General features: G+C 37.6%; 24 protein-coding genes. 19 read left to right on the top strand and 5 right to left on the bottom strand.

The features are described from left to right. The first annotated feature begins 25 nt into the window (after positions 1–25). The 9 genes from ACRD62_RS11020 to ACRD62_RS10980 all read left to right on the top strand — a co-directional run bounded on the left by ACRD62_RS11020 (position 26) and on the right by ACRD62_RS10980 (position 6,729). On the top strand, positions 26–1,468 hold the full coding sequence (locus ACRD62_RS11020) for a carbon starvation CstA family protein (RefSeq protein ID WP_430820165.1): 1,443 nt from the start codon (positions 26–28) through the stop codon (positions 1,466–1,468). Positions 1,469–1,627: 159 nt separating this feature from the next. Then, complete coding sequence (locus ACRD62_RS11015; protein WP_430820164.1) at positions 1,628–2,080, top strand: hypothetical protein; 453 nt, start codon at positions 1,628–1,630, stop codon at positions 2,078–2,080. A gap of 439 nt (positions 2,081–2,519) precedes the next feature. Beyond that, positions 2,520–3,581 (top strand): DUF3810 domain-containing protein, encoded by a 1,062-nt coding sequence (locus ACRD62_RS11010; protein WP_430820163.1) that lies wholly within the window; start codon positions 2,520–2,522, stop codon positions 3,579–3,581. Between the two features lie 107 nt (positions 3,582–3,688). Beyond that, positions 3,689–4,654: a DUF4412 domain-containing protein gene (locus ACRD62_RS11005; protein WP_430820162.1), complete on the top strand. Its 966-nt coding sequence runs from the start codon at positions 3,689–3,691 to the stop codon at positions 4,652–4,654. 69 nt (positions 4,655–4,723) lie between these two features. Further along, positions 4,724–5,089 carry a hypothetical protein gene (locus ACRD62_RS11000; RefSeq protein WP_430820161.1) on the top strand — a complete coding sequence of 122 codons (366 nt, stop codon included), beginning with the start codon at positions 4,724–4,726 and terminating at the stop codon, positions 5,087–5,089. A 75-nt stretch (positions 5,090–5,164) separates the two neighbouring features. Beyond that, on the top strand, positions 5,165–5,383 hold the full coding sequence (locus tag ACRD62_RS10995; RefSeq protein ID WP_430820160.1) for an Imm17 family immunity protein: 219 nt from the start codon (positions 5,165–5,167) through the stop codon (positions 5,381–5,383). Positions 5,384–5,456: 73 nt separating this feature from the next. Further along, positions 5,457–5,849 (top strand): DUF6249 domain-containing protein, encoded by a 393-nt coding sequence (locus tag ACRD62_RS10990; RefSeq protein WP_430820159.1) that lies wholly within the window; start codon positions 5,457–5,459, stop codon positions 5,847–5,849. Next, complete coding sequence (locus tag ACRD62_RS10985; protein WP_430820158.1) at positions 5,849–6,400, top strand: RNA polymerase sigma factor; 552 nt, start codon at positions 5,849–5,851, stop codon at positions 6,398–6,400. Before ACRD62_RS10990 ends, ACRD62_RS10985 begins: the two co-directional genes overlap by 1 nt. Beyond that, entirely contained in the window at positions 6,400–6,729 is a 330-nt protein-coding gene (locus ACRD62_RS10980) for a hypothetical protein (RefSeq protein ID WP_430820157.1), read from the top strand. Before ACRD62_RS10985 ends, ACRD62_RS10980 begins: the two co-directional genes overlap by 1 nt. A gap of 9 nt (positions 6,730–6,738) precedes the next feature. Here ACRD62_RS10980 and selD read toward each other — a convergent pair whose 3' ends face one another. The 4 genes from selD to ACRD62_RS10960 all read right to left on the bottom strand — a co-directional run bounded on the left by selD (position 6,739) and on the right by ACRD62_RS10960 (position 10,644). Further along, positions 6,739–7,770, bottom strand: coding sequence for a selenide, water dikinase SelD (selD, locus tag ACRD62_RS10975; protein ID WP_430820156.1), 1,032 nt, complete (start codon positions 7,768–7,770; stop codon positions 6,739–6,741). Continuing rightward, positions 7,757–8,797, bottom strand: coding sequence for a tRNA 2-selenouridine(34) synthase MnmH (gene mnmH / locus ACRD62_RS10970; protein ID WP_430820155.1), 1,041 nt, complete (start codon positions 8,795–8,797; stop codon positions 7,757–7,759). The genes selD and mnmH overlap by 14 nt, the downstream gene beginning before the upstream one ends. Before the next feature lie 78 nt (positions 8,798–8,875). After that, positions 8,876–9,916 carry a GMP reductase gene (locus ACRD62_RS10965; protein ID WP_430820154.1) on the bottom strand — a complete coding sequence of 347 codons (1,041 nt, stop codon included), beginning with the start codon at positions 9,914–9,916 and terminating at the stop codon, positions 8,876–8,878. A 98-nt stretch (positions 9,917–10,014) separates the two neighbouring features. Then, on the bottom strand, positions 10,015–10,644 hold the full coding sequence (locus ACRD62_RS10960; protein WP_430820153.1) for an NAD(P)H-dependent oxidoreductase: 630 nt from the start codon (positions 10,642–10,644) through the stop codon (positions 10,015–10,017). Between the two features lie 146 nt (positions 10,645–10,790). On the opposite strand from ACRD62_RS10960, the gene ACRD62_RS10955 reads away from it, so the two are divergent. Next, on the top strand, positions 10,791–14,177 hold the full coding sequence (locus tag ACRD62_RS10955) for a ligand-binding sensor domain-containing protein (protein WP_430820152.1): 3,387 nt from the start codon (positions 10,791–10,793) through the stop codon (positions 14,175–14,177). Here the strand turns inward: ACRD62_RS10955 and ACRD62_RS10950 are convergent. Then, positions 14,174–14,659 carry an Lrp/AsnC family transcriptional regulator gene (locus tag ACRD62_RS10950; RefSeq protein WP_430820151.1) on the bottom strand — a complete coding sequence of 162 codons (486 nt, stop codon included), beginning with the start codon at positions 14,657–14,659 and terminating at the stop codon, positions 14,174–14,176. The genes ACRD62_RS10955 and ACRD62_RS10950 overlap by 4 nt on opposite strands. 130 nt (positions 14,660–14,789) lie before the next feature. On the opposite strand from ACRD62_RS10950, the gene ACRD62_RS10945 reads away from it, so the two are divergent. From ACRD62_RS10945 to ACRD62_RS10905, 9 genes are all read left to right on the top strand, one after another. Beyond that, complete coding sequence (locus ACRD62_RS10945; RefSeq protein ID WP_430820150.1) at positions 14,790–16,067, top strand: cystathionine gamma-synthase family protein; 1,278 nt, start codon at positions 14,790–14,792, stop codon at positions 16,065–16,067. A gap of 609 nt (positions 16,068–16,676) precedes the next feature. After that, a complete protein-coding gene (locus tag ACRD62_RS10940) occupies positions 16,677–18,452 on the top strand; it encodes a V-type ATP synthase subunit A (RefSeq protein WP_430820149.1) in 1,776 nt (591 codons plus the stop codon). Continuing rightward, positions 18,449–19,759 carry a V-type ATP synthase subunit B gene (locus tag ACRD62_RS10935; RefSeq protein WP_430820148.1) on the top strand — a complete coding sequence of 437 codons (1,311 nt, stop codon included), beginning with the start codon at positions 18,449–18,451 and terminating at the stop codon, positions 19,757–19,759. The genes ACRD62_RS10940 and ACRD62_RS10935 overlap by 4 nt, the downstream gene beginning before the upstream one ends. A gap of 26 nt (positions 19,760–19,785) precedes the next feature. Beyond that, positions 19,786–20,391 carry a hypothetical protein gene (locus ACRD62_RS10930; RefSeq protein WP_321407903.1) on the top strand — a complete coding sequence of 202 codons (606 nt, stop codon included), beginning with the start codon at positions 19,786–19,788 and terminating at the stop codon, positions 20,389–20,391. 2 nt (positions 20,392–20,393) lie between these two features. Next, positions 20,394–20,897, top strand: a complete 504-nt coding sequence (locus ACRD62_RS10925) for a DUF2764 family protein (RefSeq protein ID WP_430820147.1) — start codon at positions 20,394–20,396, stop codon at positions 20,895–20,897. Continuing rightward, positions 20,897–21,505 carry a V-type ATP synthase subunit D gene (locus tag ACRD62_RS10920; RefSeq protein WP_430820146.1) on the top strand — a complete coding sequence of 203 codons (609 nt, stop codon included), beginning with the start codon at positions 20,897–20,899 and terminating at the stop codon, positions 21,503–21,505. Before ACRD62_RS10925 ends, ACRD62_RS10920 begins: the two co-directional genes overlap by 1 nt. A gap of 8 nt (positions 21,506–21,513) precedes the next feature. Then, positions 21,514–23,322, top strand: coding sequence for a V-type ATP synthase subunit I (locus ACRD62_RS10915; protein ID WP_430820145.1), 1,809 nt, complete (start codon positions 21,514–21,516; stop codon positions 23,320–23,322). 21 nt (positions 23,323–23,343) lie between these two features. Continuing rightward, positions 23,344–23,805: a hypothetical protein gene (locus ACRD62_RS10910; protein ID WP_430820144.1), complete on the top strand. Its 462-nt coding sequence runs from the start codon at positions 23,344–23,346 to the stop codon at positions 23,803–23,805. Between the two features lie 78 nt (positions 23,806–23,883). Next, positions 23,884–24,243: a hypothetical protein gene (locus tag ACRD62_RS10905; RefSeq protein WP_430820143.1), complete on the top strand. Its 360-nt coding sequence runs from the start codon at positions 23,884–23,886 to the stop codon at positions 24,241–24,243. Positions 24,244–24,271 lie beyond the last annotated feature (28 nt).

Here is a 24,271-nt window from a genome sequence, read left to right as displayed (position 1 = left end):
CAATTTTTATCACAATTGGTTGATCATGTGGACATTTATCGGTGCTATACTGGCTTTGGTTCTTGGCTTTTTGATTTATGGTAAAATTATCGAACGATTCTTCGGTGCTGATGATAATAAAAAAACACCAGCCATCGAAAAGCCTGATGGAGTTGATTTTTCTCCCATGCCAACGTGGAAAGTTTTTACTATTCAGTTTTTAAACATTGCCGGTTTAGGACCTATTTTCGGTGCTATTATGGGTGCCAAATATGGACCAATGTCCTATGTGTGGATTGTTTTTGGCTGTATTTTCATGGGTGCCGTTCATGATTATATGTCAGGTATGTTATCCATTAGAAACGGTGGCGCCAGTATTCCTGAAATAGTTGGTAAATACCTGGGTAAGGGATTTCAGAACTTTCTGAGGGTTTTTACAGTTGTGTTACTCATATTTGTTGGTGTGGCATTTGTAACCGGACCGGCAGGTTTATTAGCTACCTTAAGCAAGGGAGGAATGACAATCTGGCTCTATGTAATCTTTGGTTATTACCTGATTGCAACTCTTCTGCCGATCAATAAAATTATTGGACGTATCTATCCTGTGTTTGGTGCTACTTTATTAATAATGGCTCTGGCAATAGGCGGAGCCATGTTATGGGGCGGTTTTAATGGCTCGCTACTATTACCAGAAATAACAACAAACAGTTTTGCTAATTTTCATTCCAACCCTACCGAAAATATACTTTTCCCCATGATGTTTATTGTTATATCATGTGGCGCCATCAGCGGTTTTCATAGTACACAGGCACCAATGATGGCACGAACGATTAAGAAGGAAAGTCATGGAAGATATGTTTTTTACGGAGCCATGATTGCTGAAGGAATTGTGGCAATGATATGGGCTACCGCAGGAATGACATTTTTTGGTGGTGTTGAAGGATTGAACGATGTGATGATACCAAAAGAACACAATGCTGCCTGGGTCGTGAATGAGATTAGTGTGGCCTGGCTGGGTAAGGTTGGTGCTATCTTTGCAATTATTGGGGTCATTGCTTGTCCCATAACAACAGGCGATACAGCCTTTAGAAGTGCCCGGTTAACCATTGCCGATATTTTTAAATACGATCAGGCCAAAATTATCAGGCGCCTTTTTATAAGTATTCCTTTGTTTATTATTGGTTATTTGCTGACAATCTTTGATTTTGAAGAAATCTGGAAGTTTCTTGGTTTATCGAACCAGATACTGGCAGTTATTATTCTTTGGACCGGAGCCATGTATTTTGCCAAAGTAGGTAAATGGCATTGGTTAATGTCGCTTCCTGCTGCATTTATGACGACTATTTGTAGTTCTTATGTTCTGGTTGCCCCGCTAAAAAATGGAGGAATGGCTATTGATACAAGTCTTGGGCTTACAATTGGTATTTTGATAGGTTTTGCCTCGCTTGCTTTATTCTTGTATAAGGTATCAAAAGCTAAAAATATTTAATTAGTTAACAATGAGGCGTTAGTTCGGTTCTGATGTTTATTCTCAACAAGACTTAAAAGAGTATCATTAACATTAGCATAAAAGAAAATATTTGTGCCGCACAAGGGTAAAAAATCAGAAACTAATTATATTTAAGTCGTCAAACATAAAATATTTTCTATGAAAAGACTTAATGTAATAGCAGCTTTAATGCTATTGTTAGCAGTAAGCATCAATGCCCAAACAAAAGTGGAAACACTAACTGAATTTTTAGATGGAATCATCAAATTCGAAAATGCAACTATTCAGGAAGGTACACCTATTGCTGATATTAAAGAACTGGCAGCAGCTCAGGCCGACAAGATGATGGATCTGAATAAAGAAACCGTTGCTGAAGTTTTGGAAACAGCCAATGATTATCATTTCTGTGTTATTACGGTTGGAGTGCATACCATTGCCCGTATCACTGATTTGGAAAATTGTCAGCAAAGTGGGTCGTGGGGGCAGTGCATGCCTATGAGCGAAGGATTTGTGCAGAAAAATGGATTAACTGATAAAAATGAGTACTTGAATAATATTATTGGAATACCCAATAGTCAGGAACGTAAAGTATATTTCTTTATGAAGAAGTAAACGCATAAGATCATTTATAAAAAGCAGATTCTTTATGGGTCTGCTTTTTTTATTTAAGTCAAATTTCAAAAGTATAAACTACAAATTGGAACCTCCCGGACTTCGTGCTTTGGACTTCGTACTCATAACTCCTGGAGTCATCTGTTTAATTGCAGAATTGTTTAGTTGTTTAACTGAAGGTATTGTGAGTGACTGTCAGTTATAACAGTCCCGAAGGGACGCCTTTACAAGCGCAGTGCGAAAGTGCTGTGGAATGAATAGGTGTTGTAATGAGTCCTGAAAGGACGACTGTCATTATGCACCAGATTAAAAGAGAAAAAGTCACATTTCAAAAGTAAAATCACCTGATTGTTACTATCCGGACTTCGTACTTAGGACTCCGGACTTTATGCTCCTCTGTCTTCAAACTAATACATATCTTTGTAATAAAAGAGCAGCTATGAGAATCAAAACCTGGATAAAGAAACCCTTTGTACTTATCTTATTACTGGCCTTGCTCACTTTTATTTTTACTGAGGTTGCCGCATCATTTCCTCAAATTACCAACCGTTTCTATTCTTCAGGTATCTATCCATTGCTGGCTTCTTTTTTATCATTTTTTAGTGGTTTGTTTCCTTTTTCTCTCGACGACCTTTTTTATATTCTTCTCATCCTTTGGCTGATTATTTTATTAATCATTCCTCTCTTCAGAAGAATTAAATGGGCAAAATCATTCCGGTTGATCATTAGTACCCTTGGGGTGACTTACATAGCATTTTACTGGTTGTGGGGATTTAATTATTATCGACCCGGATTAAATCAACGCTTGGCACTTAACGAAGCACAGGCAGATACAACGGTTTTGATGAATACGTTCAGATGGCTGATTGATGAGGTTAACGAAACATATACGCCTGTTGATTCTGTAGATAAAGATCAATGGGTTACTATAATCGAAAATGAATATCTAAGGCATGTTGAGCTCTTAAAGATTGATAGCCGTTTGTGCAAAACGCATCCAAAACAAATGACTTTCAGTCGCTTTTTTGCATCAGCTACCATATCTGGTTATTACGGGCCATTTTTTAGTGAGGTACATTTAAACCGACACCTTTTAGCGGTTGAACTGCCTCTGGTGTTGGCCCACGAACTGGCTCATCGGTATGGAATAACAAGTGAGGCAGAAGCTAACTTTTATGCATGGTATGTTTGTACTCATTCAAATAATCAACAAATGAAGTATAGTGCCAATCTATACCTTTTAAGATATTTTGCTTATTCAACCTATCAGTTGGAAGGATTTAAGGATGCAGTTTCTAATATCAGGCAAGAGGTTAAAGATGATTATAATAGTGTTACAAAACATTGGATGACATTGATGAATAGAAATGTGGAAGAAGTAGCAACTGCGGTTAATGATGCATATCTGAAATCAAATAAGATAGAACAGGGAATTGCCGATTACGAAGGTGTGTTGAAATGTATAATGGATTATCTGAATACTTATCCAACGGTTGAATAATGATTAATTTCCGTAAACATGTCTTTTTGATTGATTAATATTCAAGTGGTCAATTGACTATGGCATAATTAGGTGGTAATTTGCATGGATTCTAAAACACCTTAATTATGAGAAAATATTTTTTTACAGTTGCTTTAATTGTAGCTGCTCTTTCCGTTCAAAGTGTGCAATCGCAATCATTTCTTGAGAAAATGGCTAAAAAAGCCGCAGAAAAAGCTGAAAAAAAGGCCGAACAAAAAACAGAAGAACAAATCGATAAAAAACTTGATAAGATTTTTGAAGAAGCTTTTGAAAGCGATGAATCGGAATCTGATAATCAGGTGGATATGACAGCCAAATGGGCCGAAAAGCTGGCAAGTATGGGTTATGCCGGGGAGCCTGTTTCGTACGAAAATAGTTATTCGTTTAATGCTTCCATCACCATGCACATTGAGAGTACTGATAATAATGGTAAGGAAACCAGTAATGGTGATATAAAGATCTATACCAGTACGGATGAACAAACTTTTGCATATGAATTTATTTCTGGCGAAATGGATAATGGTTCGGATAAGCAAAAAGGCTTGATTATTATGGATATGAAAAATCAGGCCAGTATCATCTTAAACACCCAGGAAGGTGAAAAAACCGGGATTGTATATGGTGTTGATGGCATCATGAATGGTTCGATGTATGAAGATGCTGCTGATAAAGACGAAATGCCCGATGATGTAGATTATGTTGACCCACGAATTACAAAAACCGGTAACACAAAAACAATTTTGGGCTATAAATGCGACGAATACAAATACAACGATGAAGAAAGTGAAGGATTGTTATACATCACTAAAGATGTGGATTGGAAAAGTGAGGATTTTATGACAACCATATTCAAATCATCGATGTATACAAATGGTATGTTCAATGGTTTCTTAATGGCCAGCCAACATATAAATCTTAACGATGGTGAGCAATCTTCCTATGAGGTAACAGATATTAACCGTAATGATGTTAGTTCATTTCGTATGTCTGATTATCAAATTACTAATATTGGATCATTCAAAATTCCTGAAGGGATATCAGAGGAAGAATAACTGTTGGAGAGAAGATTCTTTTTTTATATCATTGTCTATCAATCCAAATTTATAAAAGACATATCTAACATGAGAAAACCTGAATTTATCAGTTACAGTGGTAAAACGTTTTTCTTTATGGATTTTTCGGAGATGAAAAGCCGTGAGGAGGTGGACACTTTAATCAAACCAAGTGCTGAATATATTAGAAGCCAATCGCAGAAATCGGTACTGACTCTAACCAATATTAAAGGGATGCATTTTAATAATGAAATTAAAAATGCTTTCTCTGAATTTTTAAACGGTAATAAACCATTTGTAAAAGCTGGTGCCGTAGTTGGTATTGGGGGGTTACAACGAATCGTTTACAACGGTGTGATGAAACTAACCGGAAGGGATATACGATCGTTTGAAACATTGGATCAGGCACAGGATTGGCTGTCTTCCATACAATAAACTATTTAACTTTAATATAGGAGGGATCATAGTGATCCCTTTTTTTATGCTTAATTTTGATAGAAATATATGGTTATGGAAGGAATATCTGTTTTATACTATCTGATGATTGCCTTTGGCTTATTTCTGATTGTTGCAGCCATTGCGAACTGGGAATGGTATTTTAAACAACGTAGAGCTCAATCAGTTGTAAAAGCTATGGGACGAACAGGAGCTCGTTGGTTGTATGGTTTATTGGGTTTGTTTTTTGCCGTTTTTGCCTACCTGGTGCTTGGTGGATATATACAGGTTTAAAAAAGTTTTGTTGAGCCTGTAACCTTTTAGCGATTCTTTGTATCCTACCACCAAACATTAAAATAAAAAGAATATGCAAAGTGTACAGATTGTTGAGAATATAATGATTGGCCTAGTGTGGCTTGCTTTTTTTGCCGGAGCATTTATGGCTTGGTTTTTCTATGTCAAAGCAAGGAATACTGAAAGATTGGCCTTGATTGAAAAAGGAGCTGATGCTAATAATTTTTATGGCAAGAAAGAAAATAGAAAATCATTTAGGTTCCCATGGATGAGGTTTGGGCTTTTAATTAGTGGTTTAGGATTTGGTTTGGCATTAGGTTTATTCATTATTTCAACGCCATCTTTAAAAGAAGCATTGGATGATGTTGGACCAGGTTTGGTTTTTGCTACAATGCTTTTATTTGGAGGCATAGGAATGATTATCGCTCACTTTGTAGATCGTAAAAAAGAAAATCAATCTCTTTAATGGAAGATATATACATCGAAAAGGTAAAGAATGGCGATGTGGAGGCATTCCGGTTTATTATCCGGCAATACCAAAACATGGCCTATTCTGTTGCTGTATCGGTGGTTAAAAATGAATTTTTAGCACAGGAAGTAGTTCAGGAGGCATTTTTAAATATCTACCAAAATATAAAACAATTCAGAGGAGATTCGAAGTTTAGTACCTGGCTGTATCGGATTGTTATCAACAAAGCATTTCGAATAGCTGAAAAGGAAGGAAAACATACTTTTGATTCAATTGATACGATTGGTGAAGAACAGGATGATACTGTTATGGACGAGCTTTCGTCGGATGAACGTAAATACTTTATAAACGAAGTATTGATGCGAATGCCGGCCAATGAAAGTTTGGCATTACGACTTTTTTACCTTCAGGAAATGGCAATGAACGAAATGCAGGAAGTAACAGGATGGTCGTTAAGCAATATTAAAGTGATTCTGCATCGGGCACGAAAGAGATTTCAGGTTGAACTGGAGATAATATTAAAAACTGAAGCTAAAAGTATTCTGTGATGAATGAAGATAAATTTAGAGAATTACTTAGTGATAGCAAGTTGGAAATGCCTTTTGCTGACTTTGAGGATAAAGTGATGCAATCGGTTTATAGTGAAGAACAAAGCAGGCAAGGTATTTTAAAGAATATTCGTTTGTCGTGGTTGTTCTTTACCATCGGAGCTTTGTTCGGTATTATTGCAACCATTCTATTACCTCATATCTCAAAACCTGTCTATAATATTAGTGTAGAATATATTCAGATTCCTGTTTTATTGGTTCTGACAGGTGTTTTAATCTGGTTGATGGATGCTATGCTTCGTTTCTCGCTAAGGAATAGTAAAAAATAATAACGGTGCTTAGTACACCGTTATCAATATATCTTTTTCTTTGGTTAACTCTCCAAATGGCTCAGCTTCTATTCCCTTGCTCAATAATAAAGCTTCTACTTCTTCACTTTTTTCAGGATTAACAGCCAGTAGAAGACCGCCACTTGTTTGAGGGTCACAAACGATTGGTTTATACGATTGCGATTTCAGGTTCACCTTGTCACCATAACTATTCCAATTGCGGTGAGTGCCACCAGGCATACATCCTTGCTCAATGTATTCATCCAATACATCCAGTTTTGGAATTTTATCAAACTCTATCTCTGCAGAAAGTCCACTTCCTTCACACATTTCACTCAGGTGACCAATCAAACTGAAGCCTGTTACGTCTGTCATAGCTTCTACTCCATCCAAATTAGCCAATTCTTCTCCGATTGAATTTAATCTACTCATTATTTCCGGAGCTATATCAGCATGTTCATCTTTCAGTTTACCTTGTTTTTGAGCAGTTGTTAATATGCCTACTCCTAATGGTTTAGTAAGATATAGAAGGCATCCTTTGCTTGCTGTGTCATTGCGTTTAAGTTTACTAATGTCAACACGGCCGGTTACTGCAAGGCCAAAAATTGGTTCAGGGCTGTCAATGCTATGACCTCCTGCCAAAGGTATGCCTGCTTCTTTACATGCCTGACGTCCACCGTCCATTACTTTTGAAGCTTCTTCGGGAGGCAACTTATCAATTGGCCATCCAAGTATTGCAATAGCCAGAAGAGGTTTGCCACCCATTGCGTAAATATCACTGATGGCATTTGTGGCGGCTATTTTACCAAAGGTAAAGGCATCATCCACAATCGGCATGAAAAAGTCGGTTGTACTGATGATAGCAGTTCCGTCTCCAAGATCATAAACCGCAGCATCGTCACGGGTATCATTACCAACAATCAATTTACTGTTTGATACCGGTGTGATGTTACTTTTTAAAATGGAACTAAGAACCGATGGGGCAATTTTGCATCCGCATCCGGCTCCGTGGCTATATTTTGTTAATTTAAACTCCAACATAAAATTGTTTTTGAAAGTATTTTAAAATGGTTTGGGCATTGGCTTGGGCATCTGTATTCTCCAGCTTCAGAATGTCAATTTTATCCTGATCTCTTTTGGCTAAACCTTTGAGATAATATTTATCGTAGTAATGCAGGGTTATCAATGCAACCTCATAGAAATTATCTTCTTCCAGCATTTCCATTGCATATTTTGTAGCCTGAGGTCCCAATCGTTTGCTAATACGCTGAATTGCATCTGCCAACTTAGGTTTATTATCCAAGGCATATTCCTTTACCAAAAGTCTGGCCCTTTCTTCTTTCGATATGTCTATAAACAAGAGTCTGTTTGATCTCATTCGTTGGAATAAATACTGCGGAATATTAACATTGCCAATGTTTGGACTTTCATCTTCAACCCAAATAGGATGATTAGGATCAAAATCACGCCAGATCCAATATAGATTGTTTTCAAACTGTTCTGTAGTTGGCTGTTCTCCGTAACCAATACTTCCGAAAGCAGACCCTTTATGCTGAGCTATGTTTTCGAGATCCAAAACCTGTTCGCCTAAAGTGGTTAACTGATTTAGGATATGTGTTTTACCACTTCCGGTGTAACCGCCCAGCACATTAATCTTATAATTATCAAAGGAATTGAGGGCTATTCGGCGAAATGCTTTATATCCTTTTTCAACAAGATATATTTCGTTAAAGCCATTATCCTCAAGATGTTGAGCAAAGGCATGGCTGCGCATCCCTCCACGCCAGCAATGCACTACCACCTTTCTATCCGGAGCAACAGCTAAGGACCGATCAATAAACTCCTGTAATCTGGGGTTTACATATTGATATCCCAAATCAATAGCTGCTTTTTGAGATTGTTGTTTGTAAACAGTTCCAACATGGGCTCTTTCGTCGTTGCTAAAGAGTTCAATATTTACAGCACCCGGGATATGTCCTTTTTCGAATTCGCCCGGAGAGCGAACATCAATTAAAGGCCACCCTTTAAATTGGGTTAAATATTGTTGTATCGTGATGTCTATAGGCATGGGGCAAAGGTAATTATTATACCTAAATCAGAAATAAAACAAAAAAATAAAGCTTGCAGTATTTTGCAAGCTTCAATGTTACTTAGTGTAAACTCTGTTTTCTTGTTCTGCTACCCTTATAAAGGTTGTTCTTTTTGTAAGTTCCTTCAATTGTGAAGCTCCCACATAGGTGCATGTGCTGCGCACTCCACCTAGTATATCCTGAATAGTATTTTCAACCGGACCACGATAATCTACTTCAACTGTTTTGCCTTCGCTGGCGCGATATTCAGCAACACCTCCGGCATGCTTCTCCATGGCTGTTGAAGAACTCATGCCATAGAATTGTTTGTACTTTTTGCCTTCACGCTCAATAACCTCACCACCACTCTCGTCGTGACCGGCCAACATGCCTCCCAGCATTACAAAGTCTGCTCCGGCTCCAAAAGCTTTCGAAACATCACCGGATGTAGCACATCCTCCGTCACTGATAATCTGACCACCCAGACCATGAGCTGCATCAGCGCACTCGATAATTGCAGAAAGCTGAGGGTATCCAACACCTGTTTTTACACGAGTGGTACAAACCGAACCGGGACCAATTCCAACTTTGATAATATCAGCTCCTGCCAAAATTAATTCTTCCACCATTTCACCAGTTACCACATTACCTGCCAATATTGTCATGGTAGGAAATTGTTGGCGTGTTTGCTTAACAAACTCCACAAAATGTTCAGAGTAGCCATTGGCAACATCAATGCAGATAAATTCTAATTTAGGATGGGCTTGGATGACTTTACTTATTTTTTCAAGATCTTTATCGCCTGTACCAGTGCTAATGGCAATGAACTTTTCAATGTTTTCAGGAGCATTTTTTAAAAATTGATCCCATTCATCAAAGCTATAATGTTTATGAATGGCCGTGAAAATTTTCTTTTCAGCAAGTTTTAAGGCCATTTCAAAGGTTCCAACAGTATCCATGTTGGCCGCCATAATGGGAACTCCTGTCCACTCTTTCTCACTGTTTCTAAAACGAAAGGTACGGTCCAGATTAACCTGAGATCTGCTTTTTAGTGTTGATCTTTTGGGCCGAAACATTACGTCTTTAAAACCCAACTTGATATCATATTCTATTCTCATCTTAATTTTTTTTACGCATAAAAGTAGTTAATTCTTTCATGCTATATGAATATATACTGACTGAGAATAAACAAAAAAAGGGCTCAAGGCACTTTTTATTAATATTTAATAACCATCTCATCTAATGGTTTCCTAACTTTTGGTAAATGCTGATATTTATCGTTTTCTGATCGGTAACCTACAGTTGCCATAACCATTGAAGCAAGGTTCTTCTCTTTTAAACCAAGTATCTTGTCAAACTCATCATGATCAAACCCTTCCATTGGACAGGCATCAATATTATTAATAGCACATGAAGTAAGAAGTTGCCCCAGTGCAATGTATGCTTGCTTGCCAGCCCAAACCAGTTTTTGCTCATCACTTTGCTTTGCTAGTGATCCTTTCATCATAGATGAATAGTCACTTAAGGCTTCAACCTGAATGCCTCGAACACTAGAAACCAACTCTATAAAATTATCGATATCAGTATCACTCAGATTTGTTTTGGCAGCAAAGATAATCACATGTGAAGCATCAGTTAATTGTGACTGTCCCCAAGCGGCAGCTTTAAGTTTTTCTCTTAATTCAGAATTTTCAATAACCAAAATATGATAAGGTTGTAAGCCGAATGAAGAAGCCGATAAGTTGGTAGCTTCTAAAATCATGTTTAATTGTTCATTCGATAATTTTTTTGTGTTATCGAATTGTTTGGTTGCATATCGCCAGTTTAATTGTTTTATCAAATTCATGCTTAAATCTTTTTTATTAGGTATAGAAACATGGATTTAACGATTTTGTTTGATGGACTATAATATTTTAGTGAGTAATGAGTTTGTGTATAAAATGGCGTTTTGTAAATTCGTCACCTAATGTTTTTATTTTTAAAAGCTTATTATTGATTGTAAAGTTGGATTCTATAAAAAATAGATCGTACAGATATACGCGGATCAGGGAAGTCCTTTTATTTGTTTTTGCATTGGTTTTGTTTATTGGAAATGCCCAGGAGCGAAAATTTACTCTTGACAATTTTTCCATTAATCAAGGTCTGTCTCAAAATACTGTTTTATCAATATATAAAGATCACAGAGGTTTTGTTTGGCTGGGAACTTACGATGGATTAAACCGTTTTGATGGCTTAAATGTAACAGTGTTTAGAGGAGCTGAGAATGAGGTTGACGGATTGCTAAACAGTACCATTTATGGCATTGCAGAAGATATTGAAAGAGACAAGCTTTATTTTGCAACTGGAGGAGGTGGATTAAGTGTATTTGATCCGATAAAAGAGAGCTTTACAAATTATACGAATCAAGGTGACAGTACTTCAGTTCTCTCCGATTATTCATATGGATTGGAGGTAGATGATGATGGAACTGTTTGGATCGCCAACTCTTATGGAATCAGTGCTTTTCATCCTGATTCGGGAAAATTTACCAATTATCAGACTTATAGATGTAAACATGAGGGGATTAATGATGCTTCACCGCTTTCACTCTTAGTTAATTCAAAAAATGAAGTCTGGATCGGGACTTTTGGACAAGGTCTTATTAAGATTAATAAGGAAGGTCATAATCATGAACATTTTATAAATGAGGTTTCTGATAAAAAGTTATTCGAAAACAATATCATTAACTGTATTATTGAGTTCGATGAGAATCATTTATTAGTTGGCACCGACAATGGTTGTTATAAAGTAGAGACGAAAGATGGTGATTTTGATCAGTTTAGTATGCTTGAAGAGTCTGTAACAGCAATTGTTAAAGGGAATGATGATGATTTCTGGATGGGAACGAAAGAATCCGGGTTAATGCATTTGAAAAAAAATGGAGAGGTTGAGAAACTTAGTCATAATAAGTATGATCCATATTCACTTCCCGAAAACTATCTTACTTCATTATACATCGATGAAGCTGGATTGCTATGGATTGGGACCAAAGCCAGTGGTGTTGTTAAGATGTCTTTAGAACCCAATTTTTTTGAACATTATTACAATGTTCCCAACCGGAATTCGTTCCATGGAAGTTCAGTTTTTGCTTTTGAGCAGGATGTTCAGGGAAACGTATGGATTGGTACCTACGAAGGGTTGACAAAATGGTATGTTGATGAGGGGCGTTTCGAACGAATTTCTTTTTTCAAAAATGCTAAAGATTACTCTGTATGGAGTTTAATGAGCGATCCCATTGGTGTTATGTGGATTGGTACCTCAAGTGGTTTGATTAAATATGATTTTATAACCAATCAGGTTAAGACTTTTACTAATATTCCTGGAGATTCAACTTCATTACCTAGTAACGATGTGTTTGCCATTGAGCGTGATGCTAAGGACAGGCTTTGGGTGGGTACCAGTTATGGATTGTGTCGGATGGATGAAGCTTCAGGTAAGTTTAAGGTGTATGAGCCCTATGTAACACCTCATTCAGTAAGTAGTATGGTTATTTGGGCTATCAAAAAGGATAGTAAAGGTAGATTATGGGTTGGTACCGATGAAGGATTAAATCTGTATGACTATACAGCTGATCATTTTACGGTTATTAAGCACGATGAAAAAGCTGTTAATTCATTATGGTCAAATCGTATTACTGCTGTTTCAGAAGGAAATGATAATAAAATATGGATAGCCTCTGATAAAGGTATCGATTGTCTGGAAGATGATCTTACTGTCTCAAAGCACTTTTCTGAAAAAGATGGCTTGATAAATGGATATGTCTATTCAGTTTTTGAGTATGAAAAAAGCCTTTGGGTATCTACAAATCGTGGAATTAGTCGCATTGATTTAAATTCTGGTGATGTGATGAATTTCGATGAAACGGATGGAGTACAAGGGAACGAATTTAGTCCTGCTGCCATTCGCTTGTTTGATGGCAGTATTTTAATGGGTGGAATTAATGGATTTAATAGGTTTCATCCGGATAGTCTCAAAAGATCAGATGTAGAGCCTCCTATATATTTTACCGGTCTTAAGTTGTATGGAAAAGAAATATCTATCAGAGAGAATAGTAGCTGGGATGATGTATTGATAAAAAAGTCGCTTATTACCGCTTCAAGTCTTTGGTTAACACACAAAGAGCGATTTATAACCCTTGAGTTTTCTGCTTTGGATTTTGTGAATCCACAAAAAGTGGAGTACTTCTATCGAATGAAACCAACTTCGCAAAACTGGATCCCATTGAAGCAGGAGCGTCATCTTAATTTTATTGATTTGCGACCGGGGGAATATGAGTTGGAGATTCGCTCAACAAATTCAGATGGTATTTTATGCAATAATATCAAACGATTAAACATAACTGTAGTGCCACCGTTTTGGCGAACAACTTGGTTTATATCGCTTATAACAGTCTTGGTTATTCTTTCAGTGTTCTACTTTATCAAGTATAGGGTAAGAGTTATGAAGGCCGAAAAGGATCGGTTGGCAAAAACCATTGAAAAGAAAACACATGATTTGCAGGTGCAGCGTAATATTGCACATAAGCAAAGAGATGAAATATCACGCCAAAAAGAACAGCTTCAGGATTTTGCTCAATCACTGGAGTCAAAAGTAAAAGAACGAACTGCTGAACTTGAGAAAGCTAAGCTGGCAGCAGAAGAATCGGATCGTCTAAAGTCGGCCTTTTTATCTAATATGAGTCATGAGATTCGTACTCCTATGAATGCAATTATTGGATTCTCGGAACTTTTGCTTGATTCGTCACTTAATCCAAAGGAGCGTTTGGAATATGCCGGAATGATCAAAGCCAATGGTGATGAATTGCTGAATCTGTTAAATGATATTATTGACATTTCAATGATTGAATCAGAGCAGATTACAACTAAGGTATCTACCTTTCCTGTGAATAAAATGATGAGGGAGGTTTACTATAGTTTTCTTAATTCGAAATACCTGATTGATAAAGATGAGTTGGAGCTTCAGCTGGAGATTCCTGATGAAGAATTGGACTTAACAACGGATGTATTCAGATTAAAGCAGGTATTGAAGAATTTGGTTGGTAATGCATTGAAGTTTACCAGTGAAGGGTATGTGAAATTAGGATATAAGGTGATTGATGGTCATGTTCAGTTTTATGTTGAAGATTCCGGAATAGGAATTGATGAAGCGCATCAGCGTATTATATTCGAGCGTTTTCTTAAAGTAAAAAATGATGTTAGTAATCTTTATCGCGGAAATGGTTTAGGATTAACTATTTCTAAAAACCTTGTTGAATTACTGGGAGGAACGATAGGTCTTTCTTCGCAGGAAGGTAGGGGATCATGTTTTTACTTTAAGATTCCCAAAAGCCACAATAACTAATCAAGGTGTAATTCAGTACCGGTTTTAATTTCTCTCATCACAAACGAGCTTTGTACGTTGCCAACATTGTTAACAGACGATAGTTTGTTATAAACAAAGTGATGATATGTTTCCATGTTTTCAGTTATTACTTTTAATGTGTAGTCGAACTGACCGGCAATATGATGGCACTCCATAACTTCGGGTAATTGACTGATGCTCGCCTCAAAATCTCGAATCACATCGTGCGAATGCTCTTTTAAAGAAACATTGCAGAACGCAATCAATTCCTTTCCAACTTTTTCTTTATTAATAATGGCAACGTATTTCTCAATTACTCCGGTTCGTTCCAGTCGTTTAATCCGTTCAAAAACAGGTGTGATGCTTAAATTTAAATGATAAGCTAATTGTTTAGTTGTCATTTTAGCATCTTTCTGTAGTAACGCTAATAGTTTTTTATCAGTATTATCCAGTTGTGCAGACGAAAATTTTTCTTTCTTCATAATGGTTTATTAGAGATGATAACATAAAATGCTAAAATAATCATTATAAATAGAATAAAATACTGATTATAGATTTATATATAGTATAAAAAACTGGATTAAAGTAAATTTGATAAAAAATAATTCAGTTATGAAAAAGGGTAATCTACAACCGGAAAGTTTGATGATGAGTTTGGGCTATAATGCTCATGAACATCAGGGAGCTGCCAAATGTCCAATTTATCAGACATCAACATTTGTTTTCAATAGTTGTGAAGAAGGAAAAGCCTTTTTTGAACTGGCTTATGGACTTCGTGAGAAAAAAGATGGGGAAGAAATGGGTATGATATATTCCCGTTTAGATCATCCGAATATGAATATTCTTGAGAAAAGGTTGGCTGCCTGGGACGAAGCAGAGGCAGGAGCTTTCTTTTCAAGCGGTATGGCTGCCATTTCAACAACCATTCTGACTTTTGTTAAGCCGGGAGATATACTTTTGTTTTCATCACCGGTTTACGGTGGTACAGATCACTTTATTCATCATGTACTGCCTCAGTTTAATATTGCTGTAGTAGGTTTTGTTAAAGGTGAAAAAGAAGAAACCATTATTGAGCGGGTAGAAAAAGCTTACCCCGGTAGGCGACCATCAATGATTTATGTTGAAACGCCAGGAAATCCAACCAACTCATTAATTGATATTGAAATGGTTTCGCGCATTGCGGGCTACTTCAGTACCAAGGATAAAAAATGTGTTTTTGCTGTAGATAATACATTTTTAGGACCTGTTTTTCAGCATCCACTTCATTTCGGAGCTGATTTGGTCATTTATTCGGCAACAAAATTTATTGGAGGGCACAGCGATGTTATTGCCGGAGCCTGCACAGGATCAAACCAACTGATTACCCAAATTAAGGGGATGCGTACTTTCTTCGGAAGTCAGTTGGATCCTAATTCAAGCTGGTTACTCCAGCGAAGTTTGGAAACGGTAAAAGTAAGGATGGAAGCTCAGGCGAAAAGTGCACAAATAATTGCAAAATATTTAAAGAATCATCCATTGGTCGAAAAAATACACTATCTTGGCTTTCTGGAAAATGATTCTGATTTAAAGGATATCTTCGATCGGCAGTGCCTTTCAACCGGTTCGATGATTGCTTTCGATATTGCTGGTGGCGAGAAAGAGGCTTTTTTGTTTTTGAATAGCCTGAAATTATTTAAATTAGCAGTTAGTTTAGGATCAACCGAAAGCTTGGCAGAGCATCCTGCAACAATGACGCACGTAGACGTATCACCGGAAGACAGGTTGAAATTAGGTATTTCTCCATCACTGGTCAGACTAAGTATAGGACTGGAAAATCCACAGGATTTGATAGATCAAATAGAAAACGCCTTTGAAGTGGTTAAAAAGGCGAATAGTTCGGCCGTTTGTTAAAATGGCTTGAATTTGGTTTTTATGGTTAATGTTTTGCTAAGCCCCGCTTCGGCGGGGTTTTTGCAAATTTCTTCCCAAAGTGTAAATCTGTTTTAGAACACTTTTTACCTTCTTAATGTATTTTTTACTTCCATAATATTAGATAATTCGATACATTGTGACCCGATTTTTCAGCGCTGTTAATTTTTATATTAATGAAGTTGAAAAATAATCCTTGAATGTATATGAATCTACTATTTATTGAATAGCATGTTTTAACTGTTTAAACGATAAGCAATATGCAAACACAGCATCTGAATTTAATTGGAAATATGGGCAATGAACGAGTTGAGATTTACTACTTAGAATTTGTAACCAGTTATATTTAGGTTTTGTGCAGTTTGGAATGAAAAATGGCTGCTTAAAGCTTTTATTAAAAAACATGTTTATGTTGGATCTTATATTTGGATCATATACAAAATCTATGAATGTTTTTATATAATATTACATATTCAAAATTGTAGATATGTAATTATAATCTGGAATGATAAGCTTAAGCTTTAAAGCGATTCATTTTTAATAAAAATGGGGAGTCAGTTGAAGAATACAGCTGCTTTTAAAATATAAATTATGAAGGATATCAATAAAAAGAGGACAGGAAACCTTATTTCTATCCAGGACTCGTTGGTGAAAGCCCGATTCTTTGATGATGTGATAATGGGGGAGACTGCAGAAATTTTCGTTGACGGAAAATACCTCCAGGCCGAGGTGTTGCAGATTCAGCCTGATCCTAAAAACCCTGATGCAGGTATTGTTGAAATGCAGGTTTTTGAAGATTTGACCGGAGCCAAAATCGGTGATGAGGTGGTGTTTAAAGGTACTCCTTTATCCGTTTTGTTAGGCCCCGGACTGTTAACCAGTGTTTGGGATGGATTGCAAAATCCATTATACAAACTAAGTGAAGAGGATGCTTATCTAAGACCCGGAATGAATGCTCCTGCTTTGGATGAGGAAGTCCTGTGGGACTTTACACCAAGTGTAAAAGTCGGTGATACCGTTTCGGGTGGAGATGTGATTGGAAATGTTCCTGAAGGAAAAGTAGATCACAAGATCTTAGTGCCTTTTAGCTTTGGTACTTGCACAGTTGAAAGTATTGTTGAAAAATGTTCAGTAAACATTACTCAACAGGTTGCAGTGGTTGTTGATCAGTTGGGTAACAAACATGAACTAAAATTAGCATTTCGTCAGCCTGTAAAGTCGCCTATTCCTTTTAAAAACCGTGCAATTCCAAGTAAACCAATTTCAACGGGTACACGTGTAATTGATTTATTGGCTCCTGTTGGGTATGGTGGTACGGTCGGAAATCCCGGACCATTTGGTGCTGGTAAAACAGTATTGCAGCACTCTTTATGTAAGTACGCCGTTGCCGATATTATTGTAATGGCAGCCTGTGGTGAACGTGCTGGTGAAGCCGTTGAGGTATTTAAGGAGTTCGCAGAACTGGAAGATCCTACTACCGGAGAATCATTGATGAACAGGATGTGTATCTTTGGAAATACTAGTTCTATGCCGGTTGCAGCCCGGGAAGCTTCTGTATTCATTGCTTTAACAGTAGGTGAATATTACCGTTATCAGGGTAGAAAAGTTGTGATGTTGGCAGACTCAACATCGCGATGGGCACAGGCCTTACGGGAGCGTAGTGGTCGCCAGGGAGATATTCCTGGACCAGAAGCATTTCCAATGGATATTCCTGACCAGATTAAAGGTATGTATCAGCGTGCCGGAGAAGATTTGGGAACAGGAGGATCATTAACTTTTATTGGTACCGTATCACCAGCTGGTGGAAACTTTCAGGAGCCGGTAACACAGGCAACCATGGATGCAACAGGAGGTTTCTGGGGATTATCTCAGGATCGCGCAGATGCAAAGAAATATCCAGCTATTGATCCGTTGGTATACACTACTTCTGTTTATGATGGCTTTATTTCCTGGAATGATCGTAAGAAGATGTTAAGTACCTTGAATGATGCCAATGATATCGATCAAACTATTAGTACAATCGGCCTAAAAAAGGTTCCGGTTTCAAATTATATACAGTTCCAGAAAGGTCTAACCATCGACTTTTGTGTGATGCAACAGGATGCATTTGATAAGGTTGATGCCTGTACTCGTCCTGAACGTCTAGCAGTACTTAATGAAGCTGTGCAGAGTTTAATTGACAATGATATTGCTTTTGAAGCCGGTGAAATGGATGATGAGCAGTTAAAAGAGTCAATCAAACAAAAATTTGATGAGCTTCGTCAGTGGTGGCGCGATTGGAATTACTCAGCCACAACAGAAGATCAATTGGCACAGTTGCCAAAGGCAATCAACAAATTTATTTTACAGGAGGAATACGCCGTATGATAAGGAAAGAAATTAATAAAATAAGCGAGGTAGGTAAAGCGCTTATCTCAGTAGAGGGTAACCCGGGTGTTGCATTAAATCATGTGGTTGAACTGTTGGAGGCTGATTCAGGTCAGAGCTTATCTTTTGCAAAAGCAATTAATATTAGCGAAAATTCTACCCGTTTCCAGGTTTTTAATGGAACAGCAGGGTTAAGCACGCGCACCAAAATACGAATGCATGAAATTCCGCTTACAGCTGGTTTTTCAACTAAGATGTTGGGACGAAGCTTTGATGGTTCGGGTGCAGTTGCTGATGGGGGACCTGATGTGATTTTTGAGAAGCAGGTTTCAACCCGTTTGGATACACTGAATCCAACAGTACGAAATGTTCCAAAACAACCATTATGGACAGGTATCCCAATGATTGATGTATTTAATACATTGGTTAAATCACAAAAAATTCCAATTTTTGCCGGTCCTACCGAACCCTATAACCGCCTGTTGTCGCAAATTGCACAAGGAGCTCAGGCTGATGTAATTATCTTTGCAGGAATTGGTCTTAAATTCGATGAATACCAGTACTTCAAAGAACAGCTTTCTCAATCAGGTAATATCGATAAAACCATCATGTTTACTCACCTTGCCGGTGATTCGCAGATTAAAGGACTGATGTTGCCTGATGTGGCTTTAAGTGTAGCTCGCGAGTTTGGTGATCAGGGCAAGGATGTATTAGTATTACTAACTGACATGACCAACTGGTCAAATATTCTTCGTAACGTAGCCAACTATCAGGATATGATTCCATCATTACAAGGTTATCCTGGATCGTTATACTCAGAGTTAGCTAAACGATATGAGGTGGCAGCCGATATCGAAGGTGCTGGTTCTATCACAATTATCGGTGCAACTACTTTGGAATCATTGGAAGATCCTGTTCCTGATAACACAGGATATATTACCGAAGGTCAGTTTTTCCTTGAAAATGGTAAATTGAAATTGGCTCGTTCGCTATCTCGTCTTAAACAAGGGGTGAATGGTAAAACTCGTAGCGATCACCGTGCTATAATGACAGCGATGGCTTCGTTACTGGCTGATGCTGAAAAAGCCTATGAAGCTTCTGAAGTTGGAGCTGCCAACGATGCTTACTCGCAAAAATTATTACGATACCGTACCGACTTCATCAGTAATATTGAGGAACCTTTTGGTGAGCCTATCGGACTGGAAGCAGCTTTGGATAAGTGTTGGTCAATACTTAAACGCCACTTTGATCCAACAGAAACAGGTTTGAGTAAAAAACTGATTGAAGAATATTGGGATAAGAACTAAGCGGTTATCAATAAAAAAATAAAGAAATGAACGATAATAAAGAAAACCTTGAAGGGATAGTTGCAAAACTGAAAGAGCAAGGTATTAATGCAGGCGAAGCGGAAAAGCAACGCATTATTGAAGATGCCAAAAAGCAAGCTGAAGCAATCATTTCGGATGCGGAAAATAAAAAACGTACCATTATTGATGAGGCAAATTCAAAAGCTGAACAGGCTGAGAAGAATGCTCAAACCGCTATTAAGCAGGCTTCGCGTGATATGATTGAGGCGACTAAAGTGGCTGTTTTAAAATACATGGAATCAGTTTTTGGTGGATTAACGCAAAGCTTGTTTAAGCAGGAGCAATATCTGCAGGAATTAGTAAAAGCAGTAGTTGCTACTATCGAAGGTGGTAAAACGGTTTCTGTACCTGCAGAGACACTAAAAGCAATGGAGTCATTTATTGTTAGTGAAGGTTTGAAAGAACAGGTAGAGCTGAAACCGTTAACAAATAGTGAAGCTAAAATTGAGATTCAGTCTAAAGGAAATAGTGGCGTTCAGTTTGTTTTGAGCGATAGTGATATACAGCAGGCTATGTTTGCTTTGATGAATAAAGATTTGGTTGAACGTATAACCAAAAACCAGGAGGACTAATAATGTCGAACTTGGTTTATTTAATGTGTAGTTTGCCATCGTTGAGCTTTGGTCAGGTGCCTCCAATTACAATGGAGGAGTTCACCCGTGATGCCAAAAATCAATTGTCGGCAAAGCACTTTAAAAAACTCGAACCGGTCGATATATATCAGGCAACCGATTCGAAAGGGAAGGTTGGTTTGAAGAGCATTGGCGTTATGCTGAAGGAGATGCAAAACGACATTTCTGAAATCAGAATGGCCAAGGCTCAAAAAAGAACCCCCGGATTACAGCGACTTCCACAAGCTATTATTAATGCCAATCCATTAGAGCGCGAAAAGCTAATAATGAAATGGCAATGGGAAGAACTGGATACCATACAGGCAGGTGAAGTGTTTACGTTAACTGAGGTGATGGTTTATAAACTGCGATTGCAGATTTTAAACCGTTTGAACTCATTTGATAAAGAACAGGGAGCAAAAGTATTGGCATCCGTTGTTAACCCACCTAAAAAGAAGGAGGTATAATGGCAGGAGCAAAAATAAAATACACAAAAACAGAGCGTGCCCGTCAGAAAAAAATTCTGAAGGTATCCTTGCGAATGCTGCCATTGTTCGAAGCCATGGAGAAATCCTTAATGTCAACAATTAATACAATTGCTGAACGAATTGAGGAGATACGACAGGTTATTGATAAGAACAATAAAGCGGCAGAGACCTGGGTGGCTGTTATGAGTGATTCACATGTTGATGTTACTTCTTTTATCTCGGTAAATAAAGTTATAACCAGGCATATTGATGTGGCTGGTGTGCGCGTGGATCAATATGAAGGTGTAGATTTTAACGTGAAACCCATTGATGAGGATACTCCCTTATGGGTGGATGATGCGATTGAGTTAATGCAGGAGCAATTGCAATTGATGGCTGAGATTGGATGTTTGGAAGAACAGATTCGATTGCTTGAAGAAGAGCTTCTGGATGTGCGTGCGCGAATCAAACTGTTTGAAAACCGACGAATACCGAATGCAAAAACAGCAATTCGTAAAATCGGTCAGAAATTACAGGATGACGAACGTTTGACAATTGCAACCGCTAAAGTTGTTAAAACAACACAAAAGGAAGGAGTGATGGTATGATTATAAAAATGAAAAAGCTGTTGCTCTTTATGTCAGATCCAAGCAATGATATGGATGAAGACTTAACTGTTTTGGGGCAATTGGGATTAGTGCATATCACACCTTTTCAACCTGCTAAGGATGATTCAATTGATCGTGTTCAGAATAGGATTGAGCAACTTCAGGAAGCCATCTCAATTTTAGATAATGTTGAAGGTGAAGCTGCTGGTAGTTCAGTTCAGGTTAATGATTACAGTAGTATTGAAAGAGGTGAGATAGCATTGTTGGACAAAGTTCTTGAAACAAATAATTCCAACCTTGATCTTCAAAAAGAAATTGAAAATCTTAATAAAGATCAGCAATGGTATGCCAATTGGGGTAGTATTTCTTTGGATGATATAAAGTTGATCAACCAAAAAGGTATTTATCTATCGCTTTACGAAATGCCTGAGAAGGATATTAAAATTATCCAAAGCAAGCAGAATGTTAAGGTAGTAAGTATTATGAATGGTATCGCCAGGGTTGTTTTGATCACTGATGAAGAGGATGCTGTTTTAAATTACCAAAAGATTGATTTTCCAAAGCTATCGAAGCAGGAGGTTGAACAGTCTATTACAGATAAGACATCTGCCCTGGCTGAAGGCAAACAGATATTAAAGGAGTTAAGTACTCAGAAAGGTTTATTGATCGATGCTCTGTCAGAAAGAGAACGTCGCCTTAAAGTGCGCACTGTACAATACGCTGGAATCACTTTTCATGAGAAGGTTCGTTGCTGGGAAGGTTTTATTCCGGTTGATAAAGTTAAAGATGTTACTGAGGTAGCCGATCAGAATGGTTGGGGTTATGTTGTAAAAGAACCACGAGCGGATGAGTATGATCAGGTTCCTACTCTGTTAGAGAATCCAAAATGGTCGCATAAGATTAAGCCGGTCATGGGTTTTATGGGATTGGTTCCGGGCTACGACGAAATAGATGTATCAAAAGTGTTTTTGATATTCTTTACTTTCTTTACCGGTATATTAGTGGGTGATGCAGGTTATGGGCTTATCTTTTTTGGACTGACTCTGTTTGCGCACTGGAAAAGTGGTTTTGTTAAGAAAATAGAGTTTGGTCTGTTTTATACACTTTCAGTTTCAGTAATGATCTGGGGTGTACTGACTGGTACCTATTTTGGGGCTGAAACCATTGCAAATATTCCTTTCCTTAAGCAATTGCAAGTGCAGCAGCTGGCAAGTTTTGGAGGAGATAACCTTAAGATTCAACAATTCATGTTCCTGATAGGAGCAATTCATCTGACTATAGGTCATATGCAAAAAGCCTGGAAATACATTAATACAGTGCTTGTAATTGCTCAGGTTGGTTGGATAGCCATTGTATGGGGATTGTATTTTTTGGTGAGTCAAATGGTATTGTCTATTCCAGGCCCTGACTTTATGGTATGGTTATTTGCTGGTGGTGCTCTTTTAGTAGCATTGTTCTCAAGCCCTGGCCATCCTATCATTAAAGGAATATTATCGTCTTTGGGTAATTTACCTTTAAATGTAATTAATGGTTTCTCTGATGTTATCTCATACATTCGCTTGTATGCTGTTGGATTATCAACGGTTTTAATGGCAAGTAGTTTTAATGATATGGCAATAGGAGATGGAATAACCACAGTTGCATCAGGTGTTGGAGCTGTTTTAGTTCTGATTTTAGGTCATGGATTAAATATGATACTTGCAGCAATGGCTGTATTGGTGCACGGTGTACGATTAAATATGTTGGAGTACGCCGGTCATGCCAGTGTTGAGTTTTCAGGAAGTGAATACAACCCTTTCAAATTAAAAAATAAGTAAAATCTAATAAAATTATATACGATGACATTATTAACAGTAGTAAACGGATTTGGTGGCCACGCTATCGCTTTAGGAATTGCTGGAGTTGGTTCAGCTATTGGAACTGGAATTGCAGCTATGGGAGCAATGGGATTATGGAAACAGTCGATTAAAGACAAAAAGAAATTGCCTTCATTAGCTTTGGCAATGGTTGGTATGCCTTTAAGTCAGGTAATTTACGGTATGATCTTTATGAACTCTTTAATTGGCGCAAACCTGAATCCTGATAGCTATATGAATCAAATGGTTTTTGCTCTATTTGTTGGTATTGCAATTGCTGCTTCAGCAATTATGCAGGGAAAAGCAGGAGCTGCAGCTTGTGCTAACCTTGCTGTTGATGATAAACAGGGGGCAGGTATGTATATAGCTGCAATGGGTATCATCGAAACAGTTGCTTTGCTTAGTATGGTGTTTGGTATGGGAGCGATTCCAGCCGGCGCATAGGTATGATATTATCCATTAGAAGGATTATTAAAAAGAGTTGGTATATTTGCCAGCTCTTTTTTTATAAATTATTGTAAGATGGATCTGACAGGTCAATGGCGTTTTTTTGAACAGTTTGAAGCAGGTTTTGATATGGGTTATGCGCTGTTGAAGCAGGAGGGTTCTGTTATTACAGGTAATTTGGTTTATACAGAGTATATTTACGACGAAGAACCTTTTCTGATAGATGTTGAGGTTGTGGGTGAAATTGAAGATGATCGAGTCCTTCTTAAAGGAGTTTCTTATGTCGTCTTAGAAAGTTCTTTTGAGTTTGAGTATTGTTTGGATGACAGAATTGCTGAATTAGATGATCAGGATAGAATCGAAGGTCACAGTGTTGATGATCAAAATCTGGAAGGTCGTTTTGTTCTGCGGCGATTGGACGTCAAACATTCTTAACCTTGTACTTACACTTATTTGGAAAATT

The organism is Carboxylicivirga caseinilyticus, from assembly GCF_050589785.1.
Classification (GTDB): Bacteria; Bacteroidota; Bacteroidia; order Bacteroidales; family Marinilabiliaceae; genus Carboxylicivirga; species Carboxylicivirga caseinilyticus.
This window is presented reverse-complemented; position numbering and strand designations above follow the sequence as displayed.

Bases quoted from the DNA above. Each gene is read 5' to 3' on its own strand.
- ACRD62_RS11020 (WP_430820165.1), top strand. From the start codon at position 26: ATGTGGACATTTATCGGTGCTATACTGGCTTTGGTTCTTGGCTTTTTG.
- ACRD62_RS11015 (WP_430820164.1), top strand. From the start codon at position 1,628: ATGAAAAGACTTAATGTAATAGCAGCTTTAATGCTATTGTTAGCAGTA.
- ACRD62_RS11010 (WP_430820163.1), top strand. From the start codon at position 2,520: ATGAGAATCAAAACCTGGATAAAGAAACCCTTTGTACTTATCTTATTA.
- ACRD62_RS11005 (WP_430820162.1), top strand. From the start codon at position 3,689: ATGAGAAAATATTTTTTTACAGTTGCTTTAATTGTAGCTGCTCTTTCC.
- ACRD62_RS11000 (WP_430820161.1), top strand. From the start codon at position 4,724: ATGAGAAAACCTGAATTTATCAGTTACAGTGGTAAAACGTTTTTCTTT.
- ACRD62_RS10995 (WP_430820160.1), top strand. From the start codon at position 5,165: ATGGAAGGAATATCTGTTTTATACTATCTGATGATTGCCTTTGGCTTA.
- ACRD62_RS10990 (WP_430820159.1), top strand. From the start codon at position 5,457: ATGCAAAGTGTACAGATTGTTGAGAATATAATGATTGGCCTAGTGTGG.
- ACRD62_RS10985 (WP_430820158.1), top strand. From the start codon at position 5,849: ATGGAAGATATATACATCGAAAAGGTAAAGAATGGCGATGTGGAGGCA.
- ACRD62_RS10980 (WP_430820157.1), top strand. From the start codon at position 6,400: ATGAATGAAGATAAATTTAGAGAATTACTTAGTGATAGCAAGTTGGAA.
- selD (WP_430820156.1), bottom strand. From the start codon at position 7,770: ATGTTGGAGTTTAAATTAACAAAATATAGCCACGGAGCCGGATGCGGA.
- mnmH (WP_430820155.1), bottom strand. From the start codon at position 8,797: ATGCCTATAGACATCACGATACAACAATATTTAACCCAATTTAAAGGG.
- ACRD62_RS10965 (WP_430820154.1), bottom strand. From the start codon at position 9,916: ATGAGAATAGAATATGATATCAAGTTGGGTTTTAAAGACGTAATGTTT.
- ACRD62_RS10960 (WP_430820153.1), bottom strand. From the start codon at position 10,644: ATGAATTTGATAAAACAATTAAACTGGCGATATGCAACCAAACAATTC.
- ACRD62_RS10950 (WP_430820151.1), bottom strand. From the start codon at position 14,659: ATGAAGAAAGAAAAATTTTCGTCTGCACAACTGGATAATACTGATAAA.
- ACRD62_RS10945 (WP_430820150.1), top strand. From the start codon at position 14,790: ATGAAAAAGGGTAATCTACAACCGGAAAGTTTGATGATGAGTTTGGGC.
- ACRD62_RS10940 (WP_430820149.1), top strand. From the start codon at position 16,677: ATGAAGGATATCAATAAAAAGAGGACAGGAAACCTTATTTCTATCCAG.
- ACRD62_RS10935 (WP_430820148.1), top strand. From the start codon at position 18,449: ATGATAAGGAAAGAAATTAATAAAATAAGCGAGGTAGGTAAAGCGCTT.
- ACRD62_RS10930 (WP_321407903.1), top strand. From the start codon at position 19,786: ATGAACGATAATAAAGAAAACCTTGAAGGGATAGTTGCAAAACTGAAA.
- ACRD62_RS10925 (WP_430820147.1), top strand. From the start codon at position 20,394: ATGTCGAACTTGGTTTATTTAATGTGTAGTTTGCCATCGTTGAGCTTT.
- ACRD62_RS10920 (WP_430820146.1), top strand. From the start codon at position 20,897: ATGGCAGGAGCAAAAATAAAATACACAAAAACAGAGCGTGCCCGTCAG.
- ACRD62_RS10915 (WP_430820145.1), top strand. From the start codon at position 21,514: ATGAAAAAGCTGTTGCTCTTTATGTCAGATCCAAGCAATGATATGGAT.
- ACRD62_RS10910 (WP_430820144.1), top strand. From the start codon at position 23,344: ATGACATTATTAACAGTAGTAAACGGATTTGGTGGCCACGCTATCGCT.
- ACRD62_RS10905 (WP_430820143.1), top strand. From the start codon at position 23,884: ATGGATCTGACAGGTCAATGGCGTTTTTTTGAACAGTTTGAAGCAGGT.